The sequence below is a fragment of the Bradyrhizobium iriomotense genome, assembly GCF_030160715.1.
Taxonomy (GTDB): Bacteria; Pseudomonadota; Alphaproteobacteria; order Rhizobiales; family Xanthobacteraceae; genus Bradyrhizobium; species Bradyrhizobium iriomotense.
Map to the genome: position 1 here is coordinate 20933 of NZ_BSOW01000021.1, position 23011 is coordinate 43943.

At 64.2% G+C, this 23011-nt stretch carries 20 protein-coding genes; 9 read left to right on the forward strand and 11 right to left on the reverse strand.

The window, feature by feature from the left end:
- Nucleotides 1-16 precede the first annotated feature (16 nt).
- The 3 genes from QQL28_RS27430 (at nucleotide 17) to QQL28_RS27440 (ending at nucleotide 5128) form a co-directional block, all read left to right on the forward strand.
- Entirely contained in the window at nucleotides 17-2080 is a 2064-nt protein-coding gene (locus QQL28_RS27430) for a hypothetical protein (RefSeq protein ID WP_284270493.1), read from the forward strand.
- Nucleotides 2081-2235: 155 nt separating this feature from the next.
- Nucleotides 2236-2625, forward strand: coding sequence for a DUF2946 domain-containing protein (locus QQL28_RS27435; RefSeq protein ID WP_284270495.1), 390 nt, complete (start codon nucleotides 2236-2238; stop codon nucleotides 2623-2625).
- Nucleotides 2626-2779: 154 nt separating this feature from the next.
- Entirely contained in the window at nucleotides 2780-5128 is a 2349-nt protein-coding gene (locus QQL28_RS27440; RefSeq protein WP_284270496.1) for a TonB-dependent receptor, read from the forward strand.
- A 194-nt stretch (nucleotides 5129-5322) separates the two neighbouring features.
- Here QQL28_RS27440 and QQL28_RS27445 read toward each other — a convergent pair whose 3' ends face one another.
- From QQL28_RS27445 to QQL28_RS27460, 4 genes are all read right to left on the reverse strand, one after another.
- On the reverse strand, nucleotides 5323-7263 hold the full coding sequence (locus tag QQL28_RS27445) for a glycosyltransferase (protein ID WP_284270498.1): 1941 nt from the start codon (nucleotides 7261-7263) through the stop codon (nucleotides 5323-5325).
- Nucleotides 7260-8639, reverse strand: a complete 1380-nt coding sequence (locus QQL28_RS27450) for an HlyD family secretion protein (RefSeq protein ID WP_284270500.1) — start codon at nucleotides 8637-8639, stop codon at nucleotides 7260-7262. The genes QQL28_RS27445 and QQL28_RS27450 overlap by 4 nt, the downstream gene beginning before the upstream one ends.
- A gap of 348 nt (nucleotides 8640-8987) precedes the next feature.
- Entirely contained in the window at nucleotides 8988-10106 is a 1119-nt protein-coding gene (locus tag QQL28_RS27455; protein ID WP_284270502.1) for a DUF2336 domain-containing protein, read from the reverse strand.
- 268 nt (nucleotides 10107-10374) lie between these two features.
- On the reverse strand, nucleotides 10375-11091 hold the full coding sequence (locus QQL28_RS27460) for a TetR/AcrR family transcriptional regulator (protein WP_284270503.1): 717 nt from the start codon (nucleotides 11089-11091) through the stop codon (nucleotides 10375-10377).
- A gap of 85 nt (nucleotides 11092-11176) precedes the next feature.
- Here QQL28_RS27460 and QQL28_RS27465 point away from each other — a divergent pair, with 85 nt between their 5' ends.
- The 6 genes from QQL28_RS27465 to QQL28_RS27490 all read left to right on the forward strand — a co-directional run bounded on the left by QQL28_RS27465 (nucleotide 11177) and on the right by QQL28_RS27490 (nucleotide 16132).
- Nucleotides 11177-12010, forward strand: a complete 834-nt coding sequence (locus QQL28_RS27465) for a sugar phosphate isomerase/epimerase family protein (protein WP_284270505.1) — start codon at nucleotides 11177-11179, stop codon at nucleotides 12008-12010.
- 17 nt (nucleotides 12011-12027) lie between these two features.
- Nucleotides 12028-13089: a Gfo/Idh/MocA family protein gene (locus tag QQL28_RS27470; RefSeq protein WP_284270506.1), complete on the forward strand. Its 1062-nt coding sequence runs from the start codon at nucleotides 12028-12030 to the stop codon at nucleotides 13087-13089.
- A gap of 79 nt (nucleotides 13090-13168) precedes the next feature.
- Nucleotides 13169-13837: an amino acid ABC transporter permease gene (locus QQL28_RS27475; protein WP_284270507.1), complete on the forward strand. Its 669-nt coding sequence runs from the start codon at nucleotides 13169-13171 to the stop codon at nucleotides 13835-13837.
- Between the two features lie 11 nt (nucleotides 13838-13848).
- Nucleotides 13849-14490: an amino acid ABC transporter permease gene (locus tag QQL28_RS27480; protein WP_284270508.1), complete on the forward strand. Its 642-nt coding sequence runs from the start codon at nucleotides 13849-13851 to the stop codon at nucleotides 14488-14490.
- 29 nt (nucleotides 14491-14519) lie between these two features.
- A complete protein-coding gene (locus QQL28_RS27485) occupies nucleotides 14520-15362 on the forward strand; it encodes a transporter substrate-binding domain-containing protein (protein ID WP_284270510.1) in 843 nt (280 codons plus the stop codon).
- A gap of 38 nt (nucleotides 15363-15400) precedes the next feature.
- On the forward strand, nucleotides 15401-16132 hold the full coding sequence (locus QQL28_RS27490; RefSeq protein WP_431309649.1) for an amino acid ABC transporter ATP-binding protein: 732 nt from the start codon (nucleotides 15401-15403) through the stop codon (nucleotides 16130-16132).
- A 110-nt stretch (nucleotides 16133-16242) separates the two neighbouring features.
- On the opposite strand, the gene QQL28_RS27495 is transcribed toward QQL28_RS27490, so the two are convergent.
- The 7 genes from QQL28_RS27495 to QQL28_RS27525 form a co-directional block, all read right to left on the reverse strand.
- Nucleotides 16243-17547, reverse strand: coding sequence for an MFS transporter (locus tag QQL28_RS27495; protein WP_284270514.1), 1305 nt, complete (start codon nucleotides 17545-17547; stop codon nucleotides 16243-16245).
- 123 nt (nucleotides 17548-17670) lie between these two features.
- Nucleotides 17671-18630 (reverse strand): amidohydrolase family protein, encoded by a 960-nt coding sequence (locus QQL28_RS27500; RefSeq protein ID WP_284270516.1) that lies wholly within the window; start codon nucleotides 18628-18630, stop codon nucleotides 17671-17673.
- A gap of 98 nt (nucleotides 18631-18728) precedes the next feature.
- A complete protein-coding gene (rraA, locus tag QQL28_RS27505; RefSeq protein WP_284270518.1) occupies nucleotides 18729-19202 on the reverse strand; it encodes a ribonuclease E activity regulator RraA in 474 nt (157 codons plus the stop codon).
- Between the two features lie 19 nt (nucleotides 19203-19221).
- The gene (gene otnC, locus QQL28_RS27510) at nucleotides 19222-19857 is read right to left on the reverse strand and encodes a 3-oxo-tetronate 4-phosphate decarboxylase (protein ID WP_284270519.1); all 636 of its coding nucleotides are present in this window, start codon (nucleotides 19855-19857) and stop codon (nucleotides 19222-19224) included.
- The gene (gene otnK / locus QQL28_RS27515; protein WP_284270520.1) at nucleotides 19854-21128 is read right to left on the reverse strand and encodes a 3-oxo-tetronate kinase; all 1275 of its coding nucleotides are present in this window, start codon (nucleotides 21126-21128) and stop codon (nucleotides 19854-19856) included. The genes otnC and otnK overlap by 4 nt, the downstream gene beginning before the upstream one ends.
- 10 nt (nucleotides 21129-21138) lie before the next feature.
- Nucleotides 21139-21807: an aspartate/glutamate racemase family protein gene (locus tag QQL28_RS27520; protein ID WP_431309647.1), complete on the reverse strand. Its 669-nt coding sequence runs from the start codon at nucleotides 21805-21807 to the stop codon at nucleotides 21139-21141.
- Nucleotides 21808-21884: 77 nt separating this feature from the next.
- Nucleotides 21885-22955 (reverse strand): isocitrate/isopropylmalate dehydrogenase family protein, encoded by a 1071-nt coding sequence (locus QQL28_RS27525; RefSeq protein ID WP_284270521.1) that lies wholly within the window; start codon nucleotides 22953-22955, stop codon nucleotides 21885-21887.
- Nucleotides 22956-23011 lie beyond the last annotated feature (56 nt).

Consider the following 23011-nt stretch of genomic DNA (forward strand, 5'->3'; position numbering starts at 1 on the left):
CGAATAGAAGAGCGACATGAATTACGGCATCGCGTTCACGCCGCTTGTCCCCGCGATCGTCCTGTGGATCGCGCTCGCCGCGATCGTGGTCATCGCCATTCTTCTGCTGCTTGCGCGGGCGCGTGGTGCAGCGGTGCGCGTGGCCGCGCTGGCGCTGTTCCTGCTTGCGCTCGCCAACCCCTCCTTCACCCGCGAGGATCGCGATCCCCTCACCTCGGTCGCGGCCGTCGTCGTCGACAAGAGCCCGAGCCAGAACTTTGGCAATCGCACCCGCGAAGCTGCCCAGGCGCAGGAGGCGCTGGTCGACAGCCTGAAGCGCATCAAGGGCCTCGAGGTCCGCGTCGTCGAGGCCGGACAGGCCGACGGCGAGACCGACGGCACAAGACTGTTCGGCGCGCTCACCTCCGCGCTCTCCGATGTGCCGGTCGACCGCGTCGCCGGCGCTTTCCTGATCACCGACGGCCGCGTGCATGACATCCCCGCGAATGCCGCCGCGCTCGGCTTCCAGGCGCCGGTGCATGCGCTGATCACCGGACAGAAGAACGAGCGCGACCGCCGCATCGCGATCACCGCCGCGCCCCGCTTCGGCATCGTCGGCCAGACCCAGACCATCACCTATCGCCTCGACGACCAGGGCGTCACCGGCGACCGTGCCAAGATCACGATCCGCCGCGACGGCGAGGTGATCAGCGAGCGCACGCTGTCGAGCGGTCAGACCGCAAGCGTCGACGTCGACATCAAGCACGCAGGCCCGAACATCGTCGAGATCGAGGCCTCGCCGCTGGAGAAGGAACTGACGCCGGTGAACAACCGCGCCGTCGTCGCGATCGACGGCGTGCGCGACAGGCTGCGCGTGCTGCTCGTCTCCGGCGAGCCGCATTCCGGCGAGCGCACCTGGCGCAACCTGCTGAAGTCGGACGCCAGCGTCGATCTCGTGCACTTCACCATCCTGCGTCCGCCGGAGAAGCAGGACGGCACGCCGATCAACGAATTGTCGCTGATCGCGTTTCCGACCCGCGAACTGTTCCAGCAGAGGATCAACGATTTCCAGTTGATCATCTTCGATCGCTACGCGCGCCAGGGCGTGCTGCCGATCGCCTATTTCGACAACATCGCGCGCTATGTCCGCTCCGGGGGAGCAGTGCTGGTCTCGGCCGGACCCGACTATGCGTCGAACACCAGCATCTGGCGCACGCCGCTGGATTCGGTGCTGCCGGCCGAACCCGTCGGCGTGACCGAAAAGCCGTTCTACGCGCATCTCTCCGACACCGGCAAACGCCATCCGGTCACGCGGGGCCTGGAAGGCTCGGCCAGCGAGCCGCCGCGCTGGGGCCGCTTCTACCGCACGGTCGATACCAGGAACGCGACCGGCTCTCCGGTCATGACCGGCGCCGACGGCAAGCCGCTGCTGTTCCTGTCGCGCTATGGTGAGGGACGCGTCGCGCTGCTGCTCTCCGACCACATCTGGCTGTGGGCGCGCGGCTATGAGGGCGGCGGCCCGCATCTCGACCTGCTGCGGCGGATGTCGCACTGGCTGATGAAGCAGCCCGATCTCGACGAGGAGGCGCTGCGCCTTCAGGTGCAGGGCAAGGATCTCGTGGTGGTGCGCCAGACCATGGCGGACACCGTGCAGCCGGTCACGGTGACCTCGCCCTCCGGCGTGACCCGCGACCTCACGCTCAATGCCGGCGATTCCGGCGAATGGCGCGCGAGCCTGCCGGCGGGCGAGCTCGGTCTGTGGCAAGCCACCGACGGCACGCTGAAGGCGCTGATCAATGTCGGTCCGACCAATCCGAAGGAATTTTCGGAGGTCACCTCGACCACCGAGACGCTGAAGCCGCTGACGCAGGCGACCGGCGGCGACGCCGTGCGCGTCGTCGATGGATCGAGCGTCGAGCTGCCGCGCGTCGTGCCGGTGCGCTCCGCCTCGGTCTTCCACGGCGACGGCTGGATGGGGGTCAGGATGCGCGATGCCAGCGTGGTGAAGGGCGTCGGCGTGCTGCCGATCTTCGCGGGGCTGATCGGGCTGCTGCTCCTGCTCGGTGCGCTCGCCGCGACCTGGGTGCGCGAAGGGCGCTGAGCCCACGAATTCCGTTGCATGAAGATCACAGCGGGAAGCCGGCCACAGCGGCCGCGCCTCCCGCGGTTGACATGCGCGCCACGATCCTGCGATGTTACATTGTAACATCGTGACGGCCGGAGGATCGGCCGCCGCGATGCGGGGTGCGTTTTCGAATGAAGTGGTTCCGCTCGAACGTCAGGCACGGCGCCCGGCTCGCGATCTTCGCGATGCTCGTGCAGTTCGCGTTGACCTTCGGCCACAGCCACTGGTTCGCGCAGGCCGCGCCGCTGCTCCAGTCGCAGCCGGCCAACGGCATCGCGTCCGTTGATCGTGCAGCGCTCCAGAAGCAGTCGCCGGCCAACCCCGACCACGACCAGCAGGGCGACGATAATTGCGCGATCTGCGCCGTCGTCGCGATGGCGAGCACCGTGGTGTTCGCGACGCCGCCGCTGCTGCATCTGCCGCAGGCGGTCGAATTCCTCTACCGCACCACCGACGCCGAATTCATCCATCTGAAATCGGCCCGCCACGCGTTCCAGCCGCGCGCCCCTCCCGCTTCCTGATCTCTCCAGCATTGAGCATGCCTGGACTCGTTCGCTTTTGACACGCGAACGAGCACCCGGGAGCAGTTGAGGTCGAATTCCGTCAGATCAAGACGGCAGGTCGCCACCCGACAATATTTCGCTGTTGCCCGGCGCCTGATTGGAAGCAAAAACAATGACATCCTATCCAAGGCGCGCGCAGCGTCTGAGCGGAGCGCGCTGGCTCCTGCTCGGCCTTGCCGCGACACCCGCCATCGCGCAAGACAAGCCCTCCACCGAGCTGCCTCCTGTCGAGGTGACGGCACCAAGCCCGATCGTGCGCAGGGCGATCGTGCATGCGCGCCCAACGACACGCGTCGCGCGCAACACCCCCACCCGCAATCGCGAGCATCCGCCCGAGGCGGCTCCAGCACCCGCCGCGCCTCAACAGGGCGTGCTGCCGATCGTCACCAACCAGTTCGCAACGGTCACTGTCGTGCCCAACGAGGAGATCCGCCGCGACGGCGGCGGGCAGCTCGGCGATCTCCTGTTCGCGAAACCCGGCATCACCGGCTCGACCTTCGCGCCCGGTGCATCGAGCCGGCCGATCATCCGGGGACTGGACGTCAACCGCGTCGGCATCGTCGAGAACGGCACCAATGCGGGCGGCGCCTCCGATCTCGGCGAAGATCATTTCGTTCCGATCGATCCGCTCGCGACCAATCAGATCGAGGTGGTGCGCGGCCCCGCCGCGTTGCGCTACGGCTCGACCTCGATCGGCGGCGTGGTGAGCGCGACCAACAATCGCATTCCCGACGCCCAGCCCTCCTGCGCGCCCTCGTTCCAGAGCTACGGCATGCCGGCCAAGGCACCGCTCGCCACGGCTGAAACCTCGCCCTGCGTGACGGCAGAGACCCGCACCTCCTTCAGCTCGGTCGATCGCGGCGTCGAAAGCGGCCTCCTGCTCGATACCGGCGGCGGCAATTTCGCGTTCCATGCCGATGTCTACGGCCGCAGGACGTCAGACTATTACATTCCAAGCTACCCTTATCTGTTCGACCACACACGTCCAGTCGGCAGCCAGCAGCCGAACTCGGCAACCCAGTCGGACGGTGCGTCGATCGGCGGCTCCTATATCTTCACGGGCGGCTTCATCGGCGCGGCTATCACGCAGAACGATGCGCTCTATCATATCCCCGGCATCGATGGCACGGATCACCAGACCCGCATCGACGCGCATCAGACCAAGATCAACGTCAAGGGCGAGTATCGCCCCGACGCCGATGGGATCGACACCATCCGCTTGTGGATGGGCGCCACCAACTATCGCCACAACGAGCTCGGGCTCGCCGACCCTACCGACCCGACGACGGACGGTGTGCGGCAGACCTTCACCAACCGCGAAGAGGAGATGCGCATCGAAACGCAGTTGATGCCGTTCAACGCCCGCTTTGCCGAGGTGACGACCGCGTTCGGCTTCCAGGCCGGCCATCAGGAGCTGACCGCGCCAAGCCCGGATAATCCGGGCACGCTGTTCAACGGCCTGTGGGACCCGAACCGAAACTACCGCGTCGCAGGCTACGCCTTCAACGAGTTCAAGTTCAGCGACCACACCAGGGCGCAGATCGCCGGCCGCATCGAGCATGTCGAGCTGCACGGTTCGACGCCGGATTTCCCGGCGGATTTCCTGTCTGACGGCACGCCCCAAACCAGCATCGTCCGCAATCCGTCCTTTACGCCCAAGAGCGGCAGCATCGGCCTGTTGCAGGATCTTCCGGGCGGCATGGTCGGCAGCATCACCGCGCAATATGTCGAGCGCGCGCCGAAACCGGCCGAGCTGTTCTCGCGCGGCGCGCATGACGCCACCGCCACCTTCGACATCGGCAATCCGAACCTCACCATCGAGACAGCGAAGTCGGTCGAGATCGGCCTGCGCAAGGCCACGGGGCCGTTCCGCTTCGAGGCGACCGCCTACTACACCCACTTCGACAACTTCATCTATCGCCGGCTCACCGGCGTCATGTGCGAGGACGATTTTGCGTCGTGCGGCACACCCGGCGCCGAATTGAATCAGGCCGTGTACTCGCAGCGCAACGCCAACTTCCGTGGCGGCGAGTTCCAGTCACAGCTTGACGTCGGACCATTCCAGGGCGGGATCTGGGGCATCGAGACCCAGGGCGACGTGGTTCGCGCCACCTTTACCGACGGCACCAATGTGCCGCGGATACCGCCCTTGCGGATGGGCGGCGGCCTGTTCTGGCGCGACGACAACTGGCTGATGCGCGTCAACCTGTTGCACGCCTTCCCGCAGAACAACATCGCCGCGATCGCGGAGACGCCGACGCCGGGATACAATCTCCTCAAGGCGGAGGTCAGCTACAAGACCAAGCTCAAGCCGAACGCCTTTGGCGCGCACGAGATGCTGGTTGGTCTCGTCGGCAACAACCTGCTCAACGAGAACATCCGCAACTCGGTCTCCTACACCAAGGACGAGGTGCTGCTGCCCGGGATCGGCGTGCGGGCATTCGCGAACTTCAAGTTCTAGGTCAGGTGACGAACCGCGCGGGAGGGGGCGCCCCTCCCGCTTGTGGGCACTTGGAGAGCGCTCGGCAAAAATCCGGAAAACAACCCCATGCAAAGGAGTCGACAGCCGGCGCACCGAACTTCGTGTTTTACGAAATCGTTTGACACGTCGGGCAAATCAGTGGCAAAAGAGCATCATCGGGCGGAACCGAAGCTTCACCCGAACATCCGCATGAGCAGCGCCTTGCCGACGGGCGTGGCCCGAACGCCGCGGAACGAGTGAACATACTCGCCTGCATAGAATGCACGCACCGCCTGAACGCGCGTTCCCACGCTTTCATCGAAGCGCACCGCAAACCCATCGTACGTCCGGCGCACCACGGTTGCGACGATGCTGCGTCCATAGACCTGACACCTGACCTGCGCGCCGATTGGCGGCGGCGCGTGATCGGTGAAGCGGGCTCCGGTTATGGATATGTCGGCGAGGCGGGACAGTCGCGCATCGTTCCCGTCGTCGATCAGAATGGGCTCATCGCGGTTAAATCGCTCCGCCTTCCGCTGTCGCGGCTGCTCGATACAGACGAAGCATACGATGCTGAGGACCACGCAATTGTAGAGGCTCCAACCCAATGCCAGCCCGCCATATGCGATATTTTCGCCTCGCAGGTGAATGATAAAGGCGTAGGCGATGGCAGCCAGCGTAATGGCCAATGCAGTGCCATAGATCCGCAACAGCGGCCACTCGATGAACCGCCGGTTGCGATCTCCGCCCTTTGCCGTAACCTTGAACTTGTGCCCCTTCGATCGCGCCAGGCCGGTGACAACCGCTTTGAGAATGGCTGGCGCCGCGATGTATTGCGACACGTCCGCCATGATGGCGAGTGAGCGTCCCCGTGAGATCCAGGCCATCGTGAACGCGTGCCAGACGTAGAAGGGAAGGAAGAATTGCAGCAACTCGAACAGATCGGCATGCACCGCTCTGATTCCGAACAGCAGGAACAGCCAGGGAACGACGAGCCCGAACACCTTCATGCCGTACACGGCCGCCCAGGCCAGGAAAGCATCGATGAGGGAGAGCCGGTCGATAACGGACAACGTCGATCCCGTAGAAAACGGTCCGCTGCGACCTTTCACGATCTGCACCAGACCGAGGCACCAGCGCCCGCGCTGCGTGATGTATTCCTTGAGCCCTTCCGGCGCCAATCCGAGTGTAAGCCGCTCGTTCAGGTAAACCGTACGGAAGCCCTTTTCCTTGAGCCGCAACGTCAGCAGATAATCTTCAGTCACGGAGTCCGTTGGGAAGCCTCCGATCTGCGCGAGCGCAGAGTACCGGATGACGGACGATGTGCCGCAACAGAAGGCTACGCCCCATGCGTCTTTTGCCGGCATCAGGATATCGAAAAAGAAACGCTGCTCGTCGGGCCAGACTTCCGCGGCGGCAAGGTTGGTCTGAATCGGATCGGGATTGATGAAGTGTTGCGGTGTCTGCACGACCCCGATCGAATCGTCGGTGACGACGCCCATCGCCCTGGTCAGAAAATCCGGCCTGGGCACGAAATCGGCATCCAGGATCGAAATGAACCGGGGTCGCTCCTCGAGTGTCCCGACCTGTTGCAGAGCATGGTTGATGTTGCCGGCCTTGGCGTGGTGATTGTCGGGGCGGGTCAGATACCGGCACCCGAGCTCCCCGGCGAGGTCCCTCAGCCAAGGGCGCCGACCATCATCGAGCACCCAGACGCGATAATTGCCGTAGCTCATGCCCGTGGCGCCGATGATCGTACGCTCGAGGATCGCTCTCTCCTCGTTGTAGGTGCAAATGAAGACATCGATCAGGGGGACGTGCTCCTTCGGTCGCAGATCGATCGCTTTCACGTCTGCGGAGCGATCGATCGTGCGGCTCAGAAACAGCAACGAGCTGGCAACGCTGATCATCGAAGCGGCTTCCAGGAGCATGAACGGGTAGCCGACCAGAAAGTCAGGGGTCATTGCCACTTCCGGAAGGCTCTGCGTGAGGCGCCAGTAGAAGTATCGCGCCATTAGGATGAACGACATGCCCGTCATCAGGGATCTGGCAAAAACGTTGTCGCGGCTCAGCAGCGGCAGAACTGCCATGCAGGCGCCCAGCGCGATGAAGGCCGGCGCTAAGGCCTCCATCATGGCTTTGAGCCGGACCCGGAGAATACGACGCGCCCGGTTCGTCCGACGGTGCAGCCATTTGCGACGGCATTCACGGGGGGAAGCGCGACCGTGACGCGGTACGGCTCCTTATTGAGGGCATCGGGGTTGATCGCAAGATTGGCGGGAGCGCCTGACGCGCCCGTGAGGTTTGTCACCGTTCCCTCGATCGCAGGTCCGCCGTCGCTCGGTTCGAATGTCGCCTGGTCACCTAGTTGCAACCGGTTATAGGCCCGTTCGGTGACGTTCGCAGTGACCACGGCCTGGGTGCAGTCCAAAATCTTCAGCAGTGGCTGGCCTGCACGGACATCCTCACCGGTCGACGTCATCATCTCCCAGACCTGGCCTGTCGCCGGCAACGTGATATCGGCCTCCGAGCGCTCGGCGTAACGCGTCCGCTCGGAGACGATCTCGCCGGCGAGCCAGTTGATCTCGGCGTCGACTTGCGCAAGGTCCGCCTTGAGATCCTCAGCGCGCTGCCGCATTTCTTCTTCGCGCTGAACCGAACTTGGGCGATCATTGTAGCTGTCGCCGAGGAACGTGCCGTTTCTGGCTGCTGCAAGCTCCACCATGGCTGCCTCCAGCCGCTTGCGCGCCCCCAGTTCGGTCTGCCGCGCGACGGATTGCTCGCGCGTCACATGGGCGAGCTCGACCGACGAAACGTTGCCCGATTTGGCCAGCGATGAAGCCCTCTCAACGGTTGCAGTCGATTCTTCCAGCCGCGTCGCAGCCGCTTCGATCGACGTCTGCAGCTCTGCGATCCGTGCTTCAAGCTGAAGGATGCGACCATTCCTGAACTGTGCCGCCTGCCGGGTGAGGTCCTGCCGCGCAGCTTGCACGGCGTCGAGCTTCGTAGACAGGTTTGGCCGCTGGATTTCAAGACGCGCCAATTGCCGCCGCAATTCATCGAGCCGCATTCGGTCGCCGCGCGGATTGACGATGCGAAGGACCAATGCGCCCTCGCTCACCGGCCCCATTTGTCGAGACAGGTCGAGATGGGAAAACACCTGTCCATCGATCGGGGACCTCAGCGTTACAAGACGTGAGTTGACGACGGCCTCCACACTGGAAGCCTGCCACATCGCGCGCAGCGGCATCCATCCGAACACCGCAATGATTGCCAGTCCGGCGACGACCCTCAAACTGCGTCGGACAATCCGGCCTGTTTGGACTGCCTTTGAACTGTCGGGACGTTGCTCGTGTTCGGGCTCTTCATCGTGAGGCGACCAGCGCTCCCTCAGCTCGTCCTGCAGGCCTCTGGCGCCTTTGCCGATATGGGGCGCGACGTCCGCCGAGCTTCGCGACGGCAACGAGAGCTCTTCGTGGGAGATGAAGGCGGAGCGCGCCTGGTCGGTCATGACAAGAATCTCGTGCCGATATCTACCTTGGTCAGCAATTTGTGGGGCCGGGATAGGCTGTTCTCGATCGGGAACCGCCCACGGAAAAATCGTTTCCGGCAAACCATCCGCCCTGAACTAGCAGACAATGCTTTACAACCGTTTTACGGAGATCAGAAACGGACACCGTAGTGTTGCGGGCGACGTGTTCCGCTGTACCGCAGCAGTATCGTCCCGGCGCAACAAGCCCCGCGCACCGAGGACATACGCTTGGGGCCACGACCGGGCTTTCAGGTGAATGACTTCACGGCGGTGGGACGCCGCTGCGGTTCAATCCGGGACCCGCCCAGGTGCTATCCCCGTGGTCCCCTACACTCGGTGGAGGTGCGGCAAACGGTGCTGGTCCGAACTCGCGTCCGCTCCATGCACGCGCGATTGAAAGAAGTTCAAAACATCCTGGAAGGTCTTGCTGCTGAGACCGGCAAACCCTTGCTTCATGCGCTCCAGGTCGAGAGCAGTAATGCGGTGATCCTTCGCGCCGAGAAACAGCAGGGCCATCGTCGTCTGCCACTCGAAGTTACACGCCTTGGCCAGCAACATCGTCAGATCTCGGTCCTGCAGGCTTCTCTCGACAACGTTGACCGGCAACGAGCACAGGAGAGAAAGCCCAACCGTCGCCTCGTCAATTTTGTGGGCCCGCGCGTATTCCAGAATGCTGCTTTCGTTCAGATCTCCGCGGTGCTTCCGGGCGGTCACAATTCTCTTGGCGTTGAAATAGCTCTCGGTAGCGGGGCCGAATTTGGACTGAAGTGATCCCGTTACCTCGGCTACGGAGGTCCGTATCTGGCCGAACAGGTCGGGACGTTCCCGTTCAAGCTTATTCCGGACATCGGTCGATGCCTTCGCGATGAGCTGCTGGAATATGTGCCTCGGGATATCTTTTCGAACGCCGAGCTGCTCGGCGAGAATGGAGTCGTGCGCGGAGCGCCTGATCATGTGCAGGAAGGCGAAATCCGAGAAACAGGCCCCGCTGTTGGCGGCAACCGAATTGACGACCTCACGATTGCCACGCGTCACGAGCTCGTCGGTCACTTCGGTGGGAATTGAGCAGCGCTTCGAAATCGCCAGGAGGTGCGGCTGGCTCTTGGTCCTGACATTGCTGATCAACGTCTTCGTATCGAGCCGCTCGGAATGTTGAAGAATCGGCCCGGCGACTTCAATCGAATCGTCGAAGGCAAGCTTCTTGACGACATTGATCGGGGCGTCAGCCGACTTTGCCAAGCGCTTCGCAAGCTGCGCGCGCGCCGCGACCTCGATTGCGGCCGCCAACTGGCCTATCACCTCACCAAAAACCCAAATCTCGTCTTCGGTGTAGCGGCCGGCCGATAGCATGTCGATCGCATACCACAACGCCTTTTCACGGCTTTCGGCCGATCCTTGCGTGAGAGCGTCGTTCAATTCCTTCAAGAATAAATTTGGCTCGGACATCGAATAGCTCCCGCCAAACCGGGTTAAACGAGCACGGCACCAGCAATCCGATCATTGTCGGCACAAACAGGTAAACAATCGGTACCAAGCCAGTGTCCGGCTTGGCGGAGCAGCGATAGAATTGCGCAGCCGTGAAATATCGGCAGGTTCCCGACGCAGACAGGGGTAGCTGGGTATTGCCGCGGGTTGGTCGGGAAGCTTGTCCAGCGACTCGCCGACCCGATCACCACGGGCAACCGAAGGTGCCGCCTCCCTCGCTTCGCGATCATCAATCCTTTCGGACGCAGCGCCAGAGCAGGTCGGCGATCTCGGCGCGGCGCTGGGCTTTCGCCTTTGGCGAGGACATGTCCCAGGCGAATTGCGCCTCGAAAGTGTGACGGTTGGCGACCGCGAAGAAGCTCAGCGCATTCAGCGTCATGTGCAGCTCGATCGGATCGATGCCGGGCCGGATCGCGCCGCAGGCCGCGCCGCGTTCCAGCACCTTGGCAATCTGGCTGATGCTCGGCTGCGTCATCTCCTTGAGCCTGCGGCTGCTGGCCATGTGCCGTCCGCGATGGATGTTCTCGATGCTGACGAGGCGGACGAACTGCGGATGGGCCTGGTGGAAATCGAAGGTGAATTCGGCAAGCCGGCGGATCGCGGCCTCCGGCTCCAGTGCCTCGAGATGCAGCCCCTCCTCGGCGGCACGCATCTCGGCATAGGCCATCTCCAGCACCGCGGTGAACAGATCTTCCTTTGAGTTGAAGTAGTAGAAGATCAGCCGCTTGGTGATGTTGGCGCGCGCGGCGATAGCGTCGGTGTTGCCGCCGGACAAGCCGTTCTCGGCGAACTCCTCGAAGGCGATATCGAGAATCTCCTGTCGCGTCCGCTCGCGGTCGCGCCGCTTGATCGGCGCAGGCTTGGCCCCCCGCGCGGGCTGCTTCTTCACGCCTGGCATCTGGCAGTTCGGTCCTTCGCAGGCGGCCGCAAGCCGCCTCGCCTCCATCAATAGCTCAATCGAGGGCTCTTGACATCAATTATCCTACCGATTAATTAGTCAATTAACCCACGGATTAATTACGTAGGCCATCATGACCCCGCTCGGCCTTGCCCACCTCACCGCATTGCAGCTCGCGCCGCCGACGCTGGTCGCCGAGGCTGCGCGGGCCGGCTTTGCCGCCGTCGGATTGCGCTATATCCCGGCAACCAGCGATGGGCCGGCCTATCCGACGGAGGTCGGCACCGAGGCCCATCGCACGCTCAAGCGCGTGCTGGCTGGCGAGGGCGTGCGGGTCAGCGACATCGAGCTCGTCCAGCTCAAACCCGCCATCGACATCTCCTCTCTTGCAAGCTGTCTCGAAGCCGGAGCCGATCTCGGCGCCGCAGCGGTCATCGCTTCGGGCGACGATCCGGATGGGCCCCGGCTCACCGCGCATTTCGCCGAGCTCTGTCAGCTCGCCGCATCCTTCGGGCTGCGCGTCGACCTCGAATTCATGCGCTGGCGCGCGATCGGCAGCCTGCCCCAGGCCGCAGCGGTCGTGCGCGAAGCAGGCCAGACCAACGGCGCCATCCTGGTCGATGCGTTGCACCTCACGCGTTCGGGTGGCCGGGCCGCTGATCTGATCTCGCTTCCCGACCAGTGGCTGCGCGCCGCGCAACTCTGCGATGCGACCGCCGTACCGCCGGCGACGGAAACCGCCATCATCGCCGAGGCGCGCGAGGGACGGCTGCCGCCCGGAGACGGCGCCTTGCCACTCGGCGCACTCCTGGAGGCGCTGCCCGCCGACACCAGCCTCAGCGTCGAAATGCCGATGCCCGCGCTGGACGCAAGGGAGCGGATCGCCACGGCATTCAACGCAACCAGGCACTTGCTCGCAGGCTTGCCCCGCGGCACCGGGCGCCGCGATTGTCGCGGCTGGGCCTAACAAACGGAACGCAGGACATGACGAGAATCAGGATTGGCGTGATCGGCGCGGGATTGATCGGGCGCAAGCATCTGCGCAAGCTGGCCGAGCACAACGACTATGAGCTCGTCGGCATCGCCGACGTGAACGCCGAGCAGGTCGCAGCCGAGCAGCCCGGCGCGCGCGTCTTCGCGGACTACCGAAAGCTGCTCGACGAGGCGCGGCCCGAGGCCGTGATCATCGCCTCGCCCAATCAGCTCCACGCCGAGAACGGTATCGCGTGCGCACGGGCCGGCATCCACATCCTGCTCGAAAAGCCCGTCACCGATACGCTGCAGAGCGCCGCTGGCCTGATCGCGGAAGTTCGCAAGGCCGGCGTCCGATCGCTGGTCGGGCACCACCGACGCCATCATTTGCAGGTGAAGGCGTTGAAGGCGCTGCTTGCACAGGGCCGTATCGGCGATGTCGTCGGCGTCTCGGCGATCTGGGCGACGCACAAGCCCGCCGACTATTTCAAGGTCGCGCCATGGCGGTCACAGGCCGGCGGCGGACCGATCCTGATCAATTTGATCCACGAGGTCGACTTCCTCCGCTTCGCGGTCGGCGAGATCGTCGCAGTTGAAGCGATGGCCTCGAACCGCCAGCGCGGCTTTGCAGTCGAGGACACGGCGGCCGCGCTGATCGAATTCGAGAACGGCGCGCTCGGCACGTTCTTTCTCAGCGACAGCGCAGTGACGCCCTGGACGATGGAGCAAGGGCTCGGCGAGTCGCCGGAATTCCCGTTCAGCCGGCAGAGCAGCTACCGCGTGATGGGCCGCCGCGGCACACTAGAATTTCCGACACTGAACCAGTGGACGCAGGCCAACGATGCCCAGGACTGGAATAAGCCGATCCAGTCGCAGGCCAACCACGCCGGCTCGATCGATCCCTACACGGCCCAGCTCGATCATTTCCGCGACGTCATCCGCGGCGCGGCGACCTCGCTGCAGCCGGTCGAGGACGGCGCGCGCAGCCTGCTGGTGACGCTCGCCATCGCCGAAGCCGCCACGTCGGGACGGCGCATCGATCTGCGCGAGCGTTACGCGGCGCTCGCGACGTAGCGCAAGGATTTTTGCCGTCGTCGGACGGAGAGGAATGGGCGAAGCCACGTCAAGAGGGCCGCCCTGAGGGAGGAACGAGGTGAACTACCAGTTCGATTTCGGACCCGTGATCGAGGGTCTGCCGGATCTGCTCTGGGGCTGTGCCGGCACGCTCGGCCTGGCGCTGTCGGGCATGGTGCTGGCGCTCGTCATCGGGATCGGCGGCGTGCTGCTGCGCGACTCCCGCTTCGCGTCGCTGCGCTGGCTCGTCATCACGTTTGTCGAGGTCATCCGCAACACGCCATTCCTCGGCCAGATCTACTTCGTCTTCTTCGCGCTGCCGATGGCGGGCATCCGCCTCGATCCCACGCTCACCGCGATCATCGCGCTCGGCGTCAACGGAGGCGCCTATGCGATCGAGATCATCCGCGGCGGCGTCCAGTCGATCAACAAGGGACAGATCGAGGCGGGACTGGCGCTCGGCCTGAGCCGGACCTTGATCTTCCGCCTGATCGTCCTGAAGCCGGCGTTGCGCGCGATTTTCCCGTCGCTGACCAGCCAGTTCATCATGCTGACGCTGACGACGAGCATCGCATCCGCGATCTCGGCCTATGAGCTGACCTCGGTCGGACAGGCGATCGAGACCAATACGTTCCGCAGCTTCGAGGTCTATGGCGTCGTCACGCTCCTCTATCTCGTGATGTCGTGGCTGCTGATGCAGATGTTCGCGCGGATCAACACGCGCTTCCTCAGCTATCCCCTGAAGTGAGGGCGGCGCCCATGGACAAGAACCAGCTCCTGTTCCTGCTCGGCGGCCTCAAATGGACGCTCACGCTGTCGGTAATCGGCTTCGTGCTCGGCGCGGTCGCAGGCCTTGCCGTCGCGCTGGCGCGCACGTCGGGCATTTCCTGGCTCGAGCGCGCCACGGCCGGCTACATCGCGCTGTTCCAGGGCACACCGCTGCTGATGCAGCTCTTCGTGGTCTATTACGGGCTGGCGCTCGCGGGCCTCAAGCTCGATCCCTGGGTCTCGGTCTCGATCGGCTTCACGCTGCACGCCAGTGCCTTCCTCGGCGAGATCTGGCGCGGCTCGATCGAAGCCGTGCCGCGCGGCCAGGTCGAGGCCGCCAAGGCGCTCAGCCTCAGTTACATCCACCGCATGAAGGATGTCGTGCTGCCGCAGGCGATCCGCATCTCGCTGCCCGCGACGATCGGCTTCCTGGTGCAGCTGATCAAGGGCACCTCGCTCGCCGCCATCATCGGCTTCACCGAGCTGATGCGGGCCGGGACCATCGTATCCAACCAGAACTTCAAGCCGCTGCTCGTGCTCGGTCTGGTCTGCGCGCTCTATTTCGCGCTGTGCTGGCCGCTGTCGGTCTACGGCACATGGCTCGAACGCCGCCTCGTCACTGCCGCACGGTGAAAAATCCAACACAATCCAAGGAGGGAATGATGACCAACAGCAAGACAACAGAGCTCAATCGCCGGCGCATGCTGGCGCTCGGCGCCGCCGCGATCGCCTCGCCATTCGTGCTGTCACGCGCTGCCTTCGCCGTGACGCCGGCGGAGATCAAGTCGCGCGGCAAGGTGCTGATCGGCATTCAGGGCGACAATCCGCCCTGGGGCTTCGTCAATTCGTCCGGCAAGCAGGAAGGGCTCGATGCCGACCTCTCCGAGCTGTTTGCGAAGGAGCTCGGCGTACCCGCGGAATTTACGCCATTGGCCGTCGCCAATCGCATCCCGGCGCTGACCTCCGGACGCGTCGATATCCTGTTTGCGACCATGGCGATGCTGCCGGAGCGCGCCAAGGCGGTGCAATTCTCAAAACCCTATGGCGCCAACATCATCACCTTCATCGCGCCGAAGGAGGTGGAGATCAAGTCGCCGGCCGATATGGGCAAATATGTCATCGGCGTCGCGCGCGGCAGCGTGCAGGACACGGACGTCACCAAGGCGGCGCCTCCCGGCACCACCATCCGCCGCTTCGACGGCGATGCGCCGACCATGCAGGCGCTGCTGTCCGGCCAGGTGCAGGCGGTCGGCGGCAATATCTTCTACGTTCCGCGCCTCAACGAATCCAAGCCCGGCACTTACGAGAACAAGCTCGAATTCACCAAGCTCTACAACGGCGCCTGCACGCGGCTCGGCGAGAAGGAGATCAACGCCTTCGTCAACGCCTTCATCGACAAGATCATCGCCAGCGGCGAATGGGGCAAGATCTATCCGAAGTGGATGAACAACCCGCTGCCGGCCTTCCCCGACAGCATTCCCGGCATTCCTTTCACCGTCGGCTAACGGAGAGCACCATGTCGGTCGCAGCCACGGCGGAGCCGATGATCGCGATGCGCGGCGTCAACAAATGGTACGGCACGTACCAGGTGCTGACCGACGTCAATCTGGCGGTCCGCGCGAGCGAGAAGATCGTTCTGTGCGGGCCGTCCGGATCGGGCAAATCCACTTTGATCCGCTGCATCAACGCGCTCGAGACCTACCAGAAGGGCGAGATCGTCGTCGACGGCTTCCATCTGGGCGATCAGGGCAAGACCATCGACGCGGTGCGACGCGAGGTCGGCATGGTGTTCCAGCAGTTCAACCTGTTTCCGCACATGACGGTGCTTGAGAACTGCACGCTGGCGCCGATCCGCTCCCGCGGAATACCGCGCGCGCGGGCCGAGGAGACCGCGCGGCGGCTGCTCGATCGCGTGAAGATCCTCAATCAGGCGGACAAATATCCGGCGCAATTGTCCGGCGGCCAGCAGCAGCGCGCGGCGATCGCGCGTGCGCTCTGCATGGAGCCGAAAGTGATGCTGTTCGACGAGCCGACCTCGGCGCTCGACCCGGAGATGGTCAAGGAGGTGCTCGACACCATGATCGGCCTCGCAACGGACGGCATGACCATGATCTGCGTCACCCACGAAATGGGATTCGCCCGGCAGGTCGCCGATCGCGTGATCTTCATGGCGGAGGGACGGATCGTCGAGGAGGCTGAGCCGGAGACCTTCTTCAGGACTCCCCAGCACGAACGCACCAGGAAGTTTCTGGGCGAGATCCTATCGCAGCATTGAGGCAAAGGCGCCAAAGCATGATCCGGAAAGTGTGAAGCGGCTTTCCGGAAAGATCATGCGCAAACAAGAACCCAAAGCGCGATGACGATTCATCCTGATCTCATCGCGCTTTAGGCGCGCTCCTCCCCGGCGCTCACGCCCTGATACACTGGAGTGGCTCGCTCGCGACGGCGATCATCGGCATAGGCCACGGCGAAATTGATGACGGCGCTCAGGGCGAGAAAGCCACCCAGAATCGCAAGCACCAAGGCAAAGCCGCTCGAATAGGTGCGGACCCAGCCCGCAAGGTAAGGGCCGGCGAACCCGCCGAGATTGCCGATCGAGTTGATCAGCGCGATGCCGGCTGCGGCAGAGGCTCCGCTGAGGATGCGCGCCGGCAGCGTCCAGAACACCGTGTTGGCGACCCACAGACCCGATAGCGCCACGCACAGGCCAAGCAATCCGACATAAGGATTCTCGCTGAAACCCGCCACCAGGAAGCCGACGGCCCCGATGATGGAGGGAATGGCAATGTGCTTGCCACGCTCGCCGGTACGATCGGATCTCTTGCCGACATAGATGCTGGCGATGGTCGCGAAGATATAGGGGATGGCGGTCACCAGTCCCGCCTGCGTGTTCGAGAGGTTGCCCATGCCCTTCACGATCTGCGGCATCCATAACGTCACGCCGAAGAAGGCGAGCAGCACGCAGAACTTCGAGAAGGACAGGATCCAGGTGGGGCCATTGGTGAAGACGTCGCTCCATTTGGCAAGCTTCGGGTGCGCCTTCGCCCGACCCTCCGCTTCGATCTGGCGCGTCAGCCATTCCCGCTCGTCCGGCGCTAGCCATGTCGCTTCCCTGGGAGTCTCGGTCAACCACCACAGCGCGACGACGCCAAGAACCACAGCAGGGAGCCCCTCGACCACGAACATCCATTGCCAGCCTGCAAGTCCAAGGAACTGGTCCAGCGACAACAGCGCCGCCGACAGCGGTGCCCCGAAGATGACGGAGATCGGGTTGCCGATCATGAACAGGGTGATGGCGCCCGCCCGCTCCTGCTCAGGAAACCAGCGGATCAGATAAAGCATGATGCCCGGGAAAAATCCGGCTTCGGCGAGGCCGAGCAGCATGCGCAGCACATAGAGAGAATGCTTGTCGTAGACGAACGCATTCGCCGCCGCGATCAGACCCCATGTGATCATGATGCGAGCGAGCCAGATCCGCGCACCGACACGTTCGAGGATCAGATTGCTCGGAATCTCCGCGCCGGCGTAGAACACGAACAGAATGCCGGCGGCAAATCCGTAATCCGCCGGCGTCAATCCGAGGTCCCGGTTCATCTGCAGCGCGGCAAAGCCGATGTTCACGCGATCCAGGAAGTTGATGCAGAACATCAGGATCATGAGCGGGATCAGGCGCCGAGCGACCTTTGCCATCGTCCGCTTCCTGATGTCGCCTTGTCCTTGCATATCCTCCATGTCCCTCTCCGTCTGTTCTCGTTGTGGATCGCCCGCTGCGTTACGCAGGCCGCCGTGCCACGCGGGCACGCAAATTGGTCGTCACGCCGCCTTTGCAAATCCGTAGAGTGCTTCGGGATTGCTCACCAGGATGCGCGTCCACGCTTCCGGGCCTGCCCAGCCGGCAACGAGATCGAACAGCAGCGCGTCGTTGGGCAGGCCGAAATTGCCTTTCGACGGGTGAGGCCAGTCCGATCCCCAGAGCAGCCGATCAGGTGCCTGCTTGATGTAGGCCCGTGCGACCTCGGCAACGTCTGCATAGTCGGGCGGGCCGACGCGCGTGTCCTGATACGCGCCCGAGAGCTTGACCCAGGCCTTCCCTTCCGCGAGCAGACGGCTGATCAGCGCGAAGGCGGGATGGTTCTTGCCCTGCGGCTGGGGAATGCGGCCCAGATGGTCGAAAACGACCGACACGGGAAGGCGTTCGAAGATTGCCCCGTTGGCGATGATGGCATCGGCGGACATGTGGATCTGCACATGCCATCCGAACGCAGCGATCCGCGCTGCCAGCGGCTCGATCATCTCCACGGTCGTTGCTCCCGCCCGGGCGATGTTGAAGCGAATGCCGCGGATGCCGCGCTCGTGCAGCCGGCTCAGCTCTGCGTCGCTGACACTGGTATCGACGACGGCGACGCCGCGGACGCTATCGCCGAGTTGCGCCATGGCATCGAGCGTGCAGCTGTTGTCGGTGCCGTAGGTCGACGGTGTGACGATGACGCCACGCGAGACGCCGAGACGTGACCGCAGGCGCAAGTAGTCCTGGACCAGCGCATCGGGCGGCGTGATGCTCGCGTTCGGTGCTGCGGGAAACTGACTGTTGTAGATGTGGAAATGGCAGTCGCAGGCGTGCGCCGGCGCGCGCAGCCGCGGTCCTTCGTTCCCGGCCGAGTAGGGAATGCTGCCGTCGGCAGCGCCTGCAGCTCCTCCGACCATGGAGAAGGTGAAGGTTGCGGCGGCGCTGCCCAGCACCGAGCGACGGGTGAGTTGCCCTGCATGATCCATAGACGCTTCTCCCTGCTGCGGCCAATTGCATTGGCACTGTTGATGTGGATGGAGACGGCTCCATCCGGTCGATCGCGCGACAAGCCCGCGGCGGTCCGTCAAGCGAGCTTGGCGGAAGACACGAGCACGCCGTCGGCGTCGCAATAGGCGTAGTGGCCGGGCTTGAACTCGACGCCGCCGAAGCTCACGGGAATGTCGCACTTGCCTACGCCGTCCTTCGCGCTCTTCTTCGGCGACGTGGCGAGGCAGAAGACGCCGACATCCATTCCGTCGATCTCCGCGCAATCGCGGATCGATCCATTGATGACGATGCCGGCCCAGCCGTTCGACTTGAGGATCAACGCGATCTGATCGCCGAGAAGCGCAAGACGGGTCGATCCACCACCGTCGACAACCATGACGCGGCCGTTGCCAGGCTCTTGCAGACAGGCCTTGAGCAGAGCGTTGTCCTCAAAGCACTTCACCGTCGCGATCGGTCCCCAGAACGTACGGGCGCGGCCGAACTGGCGAAACGGGAGCTGGCAGAAATGGACGAGGTCGTTGTGGGCGTCGACGAGATCAGCGGTTTTCATGCGAATTCCTTACGATGGATCATTGGCTGCCGAATGTGCGCTTCAACTCGTCGATCTGCGCCGGCGCGAGACGCCGGACCGGCGCGCCGCGCAACATGACAACGAGCTTCGCCGTTTCTTCGAGCTCCTCGGCCGCATAGACGGCCGATCTCAGATCCTTGCCGGCAACCACCGGACCGTGGTTGGCCAGGAGCACGGCCTTGTAGCGACCCTCGAGTGCACGGATCAGATCGCCCGCCCTCGCGTCTCCGGGACGCACATAGGGGACGAGGCGCACCTCTCCGACGCGCATGACCACGTAAGGCGTGATCGGTGGAATGCAGTCGTTCGGATCCGTGTCGGACAGGCATGACAGCGCCGTCGCATAGGTCGAATGCAGGTGAACAACCGCCCTGGTCGCAGGCTGCGTCTCGTAGAATGCGCGATGCAGAAAGATCTCCTTCGACGGCGGCTCGCCGTCGACATGCCGGCCTTCGCGGTCGAGCTTCGAGATCCGGGACGGATCCAGCGATCCAAGGCAGGAATTGGTCGGCGTGATGAGCAGGCCGTCGTCGACCGTGGCGCTGATGTTTCCGGCCGAGCCGACCGAGAAACCGCGCGCGAACAGCGAGCGCGACAGCTCGGCCATCTCCTCGCGAAGCCTGGTCTCGTTCACGCGCTGCCTCCCAATCTGCGCAGCGCCTTGGCGAAGAAATCCGGCGCGCCGAAATTCCCGGACTTCAACGCCAGCGCAACGGGGCGATCGGTTGCGGTGAACAGGACCGGCACGCCCGGATCGATCTCCGGGCCGATCGTGAGAGCATCGAGCTTGAGCGCCGAAACCACCGCGCCGGAGGTCTCGCCACCGGCCACGACGAGGCGTCGAATGCCAAAGGCCACCAAGGTTCTGGCCACCGTTGCGAAAAGGTTTTCGATGGCTTCGGCAATCTGCTCGCGACCATGTTTCTGCTGGAGCGCCGCAACCTCCTCCGGTCCCCCCGCGGAGTAGACGAGCGGCGCCTCGCTCGGATGGGCGCAGATAAAATCGACGACGTCGAGCGCGCGGGTCCGACCTGCGAGGACATCTTCGACGCCAACGTGGAGCACCGGATGCGACGCCGCATGGACCTCGATCTGCCCACGTGTCGCGCCGGAACAGCTTCCGGCGAGGATGGCTTCCGGTCCGTCGATGCCCGCGAAATTCACGCCTCCGCCTGACGCCGCGCCCGCGCGCAGGAAATTCGCAGCCAGCCCCAGTGCAATCCCCGAACCGCCCGTGAGGAGCGGCACCCCGTCGCAGGCACGACCGATCGTCACCAGATCGTCGTCACTCAGCGCATCGACGATGACCAGAGTCTCGCCTCGTGCGGCGGCTTCGATGAGCGCGGCGCGCAATCCGTCGGAGCCTGCATGAACCGTGGGCCACGTCACCGCGCCAACCGGCGTTTGACATTGCCGTGCGAGCCAGCGGCGCAAGTCCGGATCCGTCATGGGATTGAGCGGATGGTTCTCGAGCCCGGACTCGCTCAGCAGGCGATCGTGAACAAACAGGTGCCCGCGATAGACGGTCCGGCCGACGGTCGGGAAAGCCGGACACGCAATGACGCCCTTGACGCCGAGCGCCTGCGCGAGCGCCTCGCCGACGGGACCGATGTTGCCGGCCGGCGTGGAATCGAAGGTCGAGCAGTATTTGAAGACGAATTGCCGGCAGCCCTGCGCGCGAAGCCATGACAACGCCGCGAGCGATTGCGCGACGGCTTCACCCGCCGGAATGGACCGGCTCTTGAGCGCGATGACGCCGGCTTCGACCTCGGCTGATGCGGGCCGGTCGGGGATGCCGAGGTATTGGGTGGTGCGAAGCCCGCCCTGGCCCGGCAAACCCTTTGCCAGCGTGTTCGCGATGTCGCTGGCACCGGTGAAATCGTCGGCAATGACACCAAGCAGCATCGCCGTCCTCCTATCCGCCATCCAGGAGGCGACGCAGCTTGGCGACCGCGGCCTCCGGGCTGCTGAAGACCGGAATATCGACGAGCGCGCGAACCGCAGCTGCAGCCCTCGCTGTCGAGAAGTGCGCGAGCACGATCGCATCGAAGCCCTTGAGCGAGCGCGCCTGCTCTGCGATCAGCCGATTGTGGGTCTCGACGTCGCCGCTCCTGAGAGCGGTCATCGCGGGCTCGATGACGAAGCTCGTCAACCTGGCATCGGGCCGGAGCCGCGCCGCCTCTTCGGCGAACTCGGCTTCCATGCCGGCGCGCGCCGGCGCGAAGGTGGCGATCATCGCGCTGTTGCGACCGTGCCCGATCGTCGCCTCGAACATCGCCTCGTTCGGCTTGAGGACAGGTATCTCGAACAGCCCGGCAGCCTCTTCGATGGCACGGCCGAATGCCGAGCAGGTAAAGAGGATGCCGTCGGCACCCAGCTTGCGGGCATAGCGGGCCAGATCGACGATACGCTCGGTGAGCGCGGGAGACAGGTCCGCCACCGCGGCGCGGTCGACGGACAGGCTGTCATCGAGAATATTCACGGGCTCCGAATCCGGCCATCCGGCCGCCAGCGCCGCCGCGATCGGCTCGATGGCCACGGGCGTTGCATGAATGAGCGCGATGCGCGGCTTGGCTTTCACCATCTGCCACTCTCAACGGAGGAATTTTTCGCTGGAGCCCGGAACGAGCACCAGCGGCAATGATCGGATCGGCTTGCCTTCTACGCCTTCGCGATCGCGCTCGCGACCTTCTGCCCGAACGCGTCGGTGTTGAGAGAACCACCGAGATCGCGGGTGCGCGATGCGGGATCCGCAAGCACCTGGTCGACGGCCTTCTCGATGCCGGCACCGGCCGCTTCCAGGGCCGGGATCTTGCGGTGCTCGCCGAGCCAGCTCAGCATCATCGCCGCCGACAGAATGAGCGAGGTGGGGTTCGCGATGTTCTTGCCCTGGATGTCGGGAGCCGAACCATGCTGCGCCTGGGCGCAGACGAGGCCGAGCTCGGCATTGGCATTGATCGAGCCGGCAAGACCCAGACTGCCCGACAATTCGCTGGCGAGGTCGGACAGGATGTCGGAATAGAAGTTGGTGGAGACGATGACGTCATAGCGCGACGGGTCGCGCACGAGATGCGCTGCCATGGCGTCGATGATGACGTCGTCGAGCTGGACCTCGGGAAACTCCTTGTGGACCTGGCGGACCTTCTCCATGAAGAAACCGTCGGTGATGATGAAGTTGTTCGCCTTGTGCACCGCCGTGACCTTTTTCCGGCGCTTCATCGCCAGCACGAAGGCCGCCCGCGCAATCCGCTCGCACGCATGGCCGGTGATCTTGCGAACCGACAGGGCGACGTCAGGCGTCGGCATGAACTCGCCGATGCCCTTGAACATATTGCGGTCGGGATAGAAGCCCTCGGTCGCCTCGCGCATGATCACGAGGTCCATGTTCTTGGCGCCGCGATCGAGGAACGAACGGGAGCGCGCCGGACGAACATTGGCATAGAGGTCGAGCTTCACGCGGAAGCCGGCGGAGACGTTGGGGCCGCCCTGGTCGCGCGGGGGATAGTCCATGTGGGACTGCGGCCCGAGGATGATCCCGTCATAGCCGCGCGCCTTCTCCAGCGTCTCATCGCGCAGCGTCGTGCCGTATTTCTCCAGGCTCGCGAAGCCGACGTCGTCGTAATCGAAATTAAGCCCCAGCCTGTAGGCGCGATCGGCGGCCTCGAGCACCGCGATGGTCGCCTTGGTGATCTCCGGACCGATGCCGTCTCCCGGCAGCACGATGATACGCATGCATTTTCTCCCTCAGGCAGGCTGGCGGCCGCCGGCTGGGCCGGCGCCAGATCTCT

Bases quoted from the DNA above. Each gene is read 5' to 3' on its own strand.
- QQL28_RS27430 (WP_284270493.1), top strand. From the start codon at position 17: ATGAATTACGGCATCGCGTTCACGCCGCTTGTCCCCGCGATCGTCCTG.
- QQL28_RS27435 (WP_284270495.1), top strand. From the start codon at position 2,236: ATGAAGTGGTTCCGCTCGAACGTCAGGCACGGCGCCCGGCTCGCGATC.
- QQL28_RS27440 (WP_284270496.1), top strand. From the start codon at position 2,780: ATGACATCCTATCCAAGGCGCGCGCAGCGTCTGAGCGGAGCGCGCTGG.
- QQL28_RS27445 (WP_284270498.1), bottom strand. From the start codon at position 7,263: ATGATGGAGGCCTTAGCGCCGGCCTTCATCGCGCTGGGCGCCTGCATG.
- QQL28_RS27450 (WP_284270500.1), bottom strand. From the start codon at position 8,639: ATGACCGACCAGGCGCGCTCCGCCTTCATCTCCCACGAAGAGCTCTCG.
- QQL28_RS27455 (WP_284270502.1), bottom strand. From the start codon at position 10,106: ATGTCCGAGCCAAATTTATTCTTGAAGGAATTGAACGACGCTCTCACG.
- QQL28_RS27460 (WP_284270503.1), bottom strand. From the start codon at position 11,091: ATGGAGGCGAGGCGGCTTGCGGCCGCCTGCGAAGGACCGAACTGCCAG.
- QQL28_RS27465 (WP_284270505.1), top strand. From the start codon at position 11,177: ATGACCCCGCTCGGCCTTGCCCACCTCACCGCATTGCAGCTCGCGCCG.
- QQL28_RS27470 (WP_284270506.1), top strand. From the start codon at position 12,028: ATGACGAGAATCAGGATTGGCGTGATCGGCGCGGGATTGATCGGGCGC.
- QQL28_RS27480 (WP_284270508.1), top strand. From the start codon at position 13,849: ATGGACAAGAACCAGCTCCTGTTCCTGCTCGGCGGCCTCAAATGGACG.
- QQL28_RS27485 (WP_284270510.1), top strand. From the start codon at position 14,520: ATGACCAACAGCAAGACAACAGAGCTCAATCGCCGGCGCATGCTGGCG.
- QQL28_RS27490 (WP_431309649.1), top strand. From the start codon at position 15,401: ATGATCGCGATGCGCGGCGTCAACAAATGGTACGGCACGTACCAGGTG.
- QQL28_RS27495 (WP_284270514.1), bottom strand. From the start codon at position 17,547: ATGGCAAAGGTCGCTCGGCGCCTGATCCCGCTCATGATCCTGATGTTC.
- QQL28_RS27500 (WP_284270516.1), bottom strand. From the start codon at position 18,630: ATGGATCATGCAGGGCAACTCACCCGTCGCTCGGTGCTGGGCAGCGCC.
- rraA (WP_284270518.1), bottom strand. From the start codon at position 19,202: ATGAAAACCGCTGATCTCGTCGACGCCCACAACGACCTCGTCCATTTC.
- otnK (WP_284270520.1), bottom strand. From the start codon at position 21,128: ATGCTGCTTGGTGTCATTGCCGACGATTTCACCGGTGCCAGCGACATC.
- QQL28_RS27520 (WP_431309647.1), bottom strand. From the start codon at position 21,807: ATGGTGAAAGCCAAGCCGCGCATCGCGCTCATTCATGCAACGCCCGTG.
- QQL28_RS27525 (WP_284270521.1), bottom strand. From the start codon at position 22,955: ATGCGTATCATCGTGCTGCCGGGAGACGGCATCGGTCCGGAGATCACC.